Here is a 5035-nt window from a genome sequence, read left to right on the forward strand (position 1 = left end):
ACAAAACTTATTTGACTTTACCAAATAAAATTGCAGCTAATTACTATAAAATCAGCAGGTTGAATTTACTTATAATGGTGATGTCTATTCCACATTATCGCCTTAGCGTGTCCGCTGAATAGTTACTCAGAGCATAGCTAAGAAATTAGCTAATTTTGCGATACTTTCCTTATATCTAATCATCATCACATAATTAACATTAACAGACTTACCATGCAAAAGATTCAGGCAGCATTAGCAGCAGCCTTGACAGCCGGGAGCCTGAGTGCCGCCCCGCTGAACGTATGCGATTTCGAGAGTTATGACATAGGTACAAAATGGACACTCCGGCACTCCGGAGGGAGCTCAACCGCCACAGTTGAGGCCGACCCCGCAAACCCGGCCAACAAAGTGCTCCACATCGTGCTCAAAGAATGGGGTTGTCATCCGGAATTCACACTCCCCACCCCATTGCGAGGCAAGGAGCTGACCGACCGCTACACGATGGTGAAATATGACTTGTATCGCGTGGCTGACGATAACGACGACTGGAAGCAGTTTGCATTGTTTCTTGGCGAACAAGAACTGTATCGCGACGAGGGGTATCCTCATCAGGGCAACCGCTCGGAATGGATAAGCAAGACCTATAACCTCAAAGCGGCCGATGACTCCAACAATTCAGATGTGATACGCCTGGGCATACATCACAACAATTCGGAGTTTTACATAGACAATATCGTTCTCGCCGGACCGCTTGACGACTTTGTAACCACCGACGACGGCGGACTGCTCGACTATTGCGAAAACAACTCATCGAGCAATTATCGTGATATTTCCGATAACATACTCATACCTCATGGAATCACTACCAATGTAAGGACATCGCGTTACTCGCAATGGACAGGCAAAGTCCACGGTCAGGGCAGACTAAACATATATGCCGGCGGTGAACGCAGTTACATAGGCTCTCAGTCAAGCAAGGGCTCGACCACTCCCGACTGGAGCGGCATGACCGGCAGCGTGCATGTGTATCCCTATAAAGATCTAATCGGCAATTGCGGATTTTACGGTCTGCTCATGAACAGCGGCACCTTCCAGCCCGACAACCTCGAGGGCTCACGCATAAATGAAGTGTTCGCACCATCGGACGTGACTCTCCACGCAGGAGCAACTATAGCCGTTGAGTCAGGCACCCGAGGGATACGTTTCGGGTCACTCTCGACCGAAGAGGGGAGCACACTCGACGGATATTACAAGAAAGGTTCGGCAAACTCCTATTATATCACGGGCTGCAACGGCAAGGATGCCACTCTTGCCGGAAAGATATACAACTCACAGGCCGGCAATAAAGTAGGTCTGATAAAGGAGGGCAACGGTACATATACAATCAGCGGCAATGACAATAACATTGCCGCCGGCATACGTATCTTAGCCGGCAATGTGTCGGTCGACAACAACGCCGCCGAAGCCGAAGCCGGCAAGAAGAGCGGCGCGACCGGAAAAAACGGCACAGTGACTGTATTCAAAGCGGGGACGCTCAGCGGCACCGGCAGCGTGGCGTCACGCTCCGAGGTGTATGGCAAAATCATCCCCGGCTCAAACGACAATCCCGGCACACTGACATTTGCCGACTATGAGTCAGCAGTCTCTGACGTAAAAGTAGTGATGCATCCCGAGGGCAATATCATATGTAGACTCAGAAACCTGTCGGACTATAGCCGCACCGTCATAAAGGGTACCCTCTCCTACAGTGGCAAGACTGAGGATTTTGAAGACTCCGACATAATGCCCCGTATCACCATCGCGCTCACCGAGGATGCCTCACCCGCAGTCAACGACGAATATGAGCTGCTAACGGCCAATGCAAGAGAAGGTGATATGAGCTTCCGTATAGTCTATCCCAAAGCGTGCACTTGGGTCGTGGAGCAGAGAGACAATCAGGACGGCACATTCTCTATAGTGGCCCGAGTCACATCCACCGACTATAGCGGCCAGGGAGATGCAGGTGACGGCGATGACGATAATCCCGGCGACAAGGGTGAATGGCCCGATGATGACTGGAGCTATGACATTACCGACCCCACCCCGCTGCGCACATATGCCGAAAAACTCGGCAAGCACATAGGCGTGGCCTTTGCTTCGTATCGCTATGACAGCAACAACAGCCGGGAAGCTGAGCTGGCCGGACGCGAGTTTAACATGCTTGTGGCCGAAAACGAGATGAAATTTGACGCAACCGAGCCGGGACGCAACCAGTTCAGCTATGGCGGAGCCGACGCCGTGACAGGCGCAGCCTCACGCAACGGTCAGGCGGTGCGTGGCCACACTCTCGCATGGCACAAGCAGGTGGCGGCATGGGTGAGCCAGGACGGTGTGAAAAACAATAACAATTATTCGCGCCGCGAACTGCTCGATATTCTCAAAAACCATATATTCAACGTGGTGGGCAGATACAAAGGCTCTGTAAGAGAGTGGGATGTGTGCAACGAAGTGCTCGATGACGACCAGAGCATAGTACGCACCAATCCCGATGCCTATACCCTGCGCCCTTCGATATGGGCCACACATATAGGCGAGGAATTTATCGACTCGGCGTTTGTATGGGCACATCAGGCCGACCCGGAGGCAAAGCTGTATATCAACGACTATAATGTAGAGTTTGCCGGCAATGCCAAGACCGAAGCCTATTACAATCTGGTGAAACGGCTCCAAAAGTCAGGAGTCCCGATTGACGGCTGCGGACTGCAATGTCACCTCACCACAGGGCAGCTCGATACACTCAAACTGGAGAAAAACATACGCCGGTATGCCGACATGGACCTCGACTGCATTATCACCGAGCTTGACATAGCTCTTGCCAATCCACACGCTGCAGACGCGCTAACATTACAAGCCAAGGAATACGGAGCCGTAACACGAGTGTTTCTGCGCAATGACAATTGTCCATCCATGCTTATGTGGGGCATTTCAGACAATCATTCGTGGCGTCAGAACAAACCTCTGCTTTTTGATTCCGACCTCCAGCCCAAGCCGGCCTATTACAATGTGCATGCACAGATGAGACTGGCCGCCGAAAGAGCGGGGCAAAGCGGCATTGAGGATATAAGGGGAGACGAAACAATCGTCTCGACCCGTTATATTGACCTCTACGGCCGACCGACCACACAAAACGGTCTCGTTATTGAAGTCAATACGTATTCCGACGGCTCGGTTAAAGCCGTAAAGAAAGTTTATTAAGAGAATGTCCCTGTCGGGTGTTTTGTCCGGCAGGGACATTCTATTGAGAAACAGTCTAAAAGTCAGAATTTAGTTGAAAATACATTTTTTATAGTTTTAACCTCTATTATATAATACAAGTCAAAGCATAGCTGAGATAATCGCTAAATTTGCAATACGTTCCTTGAGTATACAGAGGATAATATCACATTATTAATTATGGCCAACCGCTTTAACATATTTTTTGCATTTGTAATGGTATTGGGAGCAATTCCAACTATTGCAGGAAGTGTAACCCAAGAATTAGTCCGGTCATCGACTGCTCAATCCATGGCTGACTCTATAACGGTAGCGGGACGTTTTCGAAATATTGCGGAAAATATGCCACGCATCACCACTATAATCGAGTGTGATATATCAAACAAGAGCGTGAGAGAAATATGTGAACTTGACAGCAATAACTCTTTCTGCCGAAAGATACCTCTGTCATATCCTCACACATTCACGGTAAACTATAATCAGTCAAACTTTATCAACGTATTTGCGGCTCCGGGCGATTCCATATATATGGATATCGATGCTTCCACCACACCTCTTTCCGTCTCATTTTCCGGAGATCATGAGGATATAAACCGGCAGTACGATCGTGCCTTTCAATATATGCAATCTTATTATTGGTCAGTAAATCTACCATCCGATACTGTTGCCTTTGATGAATATATGCCGATCTTTAAAGAATATATCAGACAGGGACGCGACAGCATTGCCTGCTATGCACGGGTGCATAACCTGTCTGACGAAGTGACATCGATGCTACATATTGATAACATTTACAGTCTGGCAAATATGGCTAACGGATATCAGGGACGAAATATGGAGGAAAAACGTGCTTTTTTTCTTGACCCTATTTTTGACCTATTCAATGAGGAAAACACAAAACTCATGATTTTTCCATATCACATTTCAGCTATAATGAATTATTTTCCCGATGTTCGTGATAGCGCACCGAAAGGAACTGTAAGGGATATCATGTATGTCTGCGATGAAGAAGCTCCCACACCGGACAGATCTGTATTCTTTAATCAGAACTACTACAACCGACTTTATACGCAGAATAATCCTGTCAATATAATTTCATTAGATGGTATCAGACCAGGTGATTTCTATGTCTATATTAACCGCGAAATCAAGGAAATTTCTGATGTGAATCCCATCACATGGCTCATAAATGAAAATAACAGACATCCAATCTATCTTGATGTAAGTGCCACGTGGTGCGGTCCATGCCGGGCGGCGATTAAAGGAAGTGAATATATCAGAGAGCATTATAAGGACTCGGATATAAAATTTGCCATTATCTGGCTTAACTCAAGTAAAGAAGCGTGGCTCAAAGTCGCACCAACTATATCAAACTCCATTCAGATATTCATCGATAATGTTGAAATGGAAGACAGGATTAAAGGACATCTTAGAATCAATGGTTATCCTACATGCTTAATGATTGACAAGGACGGAAATATTACCAAAGAAGGTGTACCGCATTACCTGTCGCCTGAACTTCCTTCTTTCCTCAACAGCCATCTGTAATCATGTCATTACATGTAGATAGTTTAGCAATAGACGGCTCGGTCAAAGCCATAAGAAAAAATTTATTAAAAAACAGTGCTTGTCGGGCGTTTTTGCCCGACAGGCACTATTTTAACGTGAGTTCGATATAAGCAATCAGAACAAAGTTAGCTGGTTATCTGTCACAAACTCCAAAGAGATAGACGGTTTCTTTGGGAAAAAGCAGTAAGCAGCGATAGCACTCAAGGCATTGGTGATAAAATTAGCGAAAGAC

General features: G+C 47.0%; 2 protein-coding genes and 1 pseudogene. 2 read left to right on the top strand and 1 reads right to left on the bottom strand.

The window, feature by feature from the left end; translation table 11 throughout:
* Positions 1-213: 213 nt before the first annotated feature.
* Together QGT73_RS16900 and QGT73_RS16905 are read left to right on the top strand one after the other, a co-directional pair.
* Entirely contained in the window at positions 214-3216 is a 3003-nt protein-coding gene (locus QGT73_RS16900) for an endo-1,4-beta-xylanase (protein WP_280123206.1), read from the top strand.
* A gap of 198 nt (positions 3217-3414) precedes the next feature.
* Entirely contained in the window at positions 3415-4782 is a 1368-nt protein-coding gene (locus QGT73_RS16905) for a TlpA family protein disulfide reductase (protein ID WP_280123207.1), read from the top strand.
* Between the two features lie 135 nt (positions 4783-4917).
* Here the strand turns inward: QGT73_RS16905 and QGT73_RS16910 are convergent.
* Positions 4918-5035 (bottom strand): annotated as a pseudogene (locus tag QGT73_RS16910) (IS982 family transposase); the annotation flags it as partial.

The sequence above is a fragment of the Duncaniella muricolitica genome (assembly GCF_910574735.1).
Classification (GTDB): Bacteria; Bacteroidota; Bacteroidia; order Bacteroidales; family Muribaculaceae; genus Duncaniella; species Duncaniella muricolitica.

Bases quoted from the DNA above. Each gene is read 5' to 3' on its own strand.
- QGT73_RS16900 (WP_280123206.1), top strand. From the start codon at position 214: ATGCAAAAGATTCAGGCAGCATTAGCAGCAGCCTTGACAGCCGGGAGC.
- QGT73_RS16905 (WP_280123207.1), top strand. From the start codon at position 3,415: ATGGCCAACCGCTTTAACATATTTTTTGCATTTGTAATGGTATTGGGA.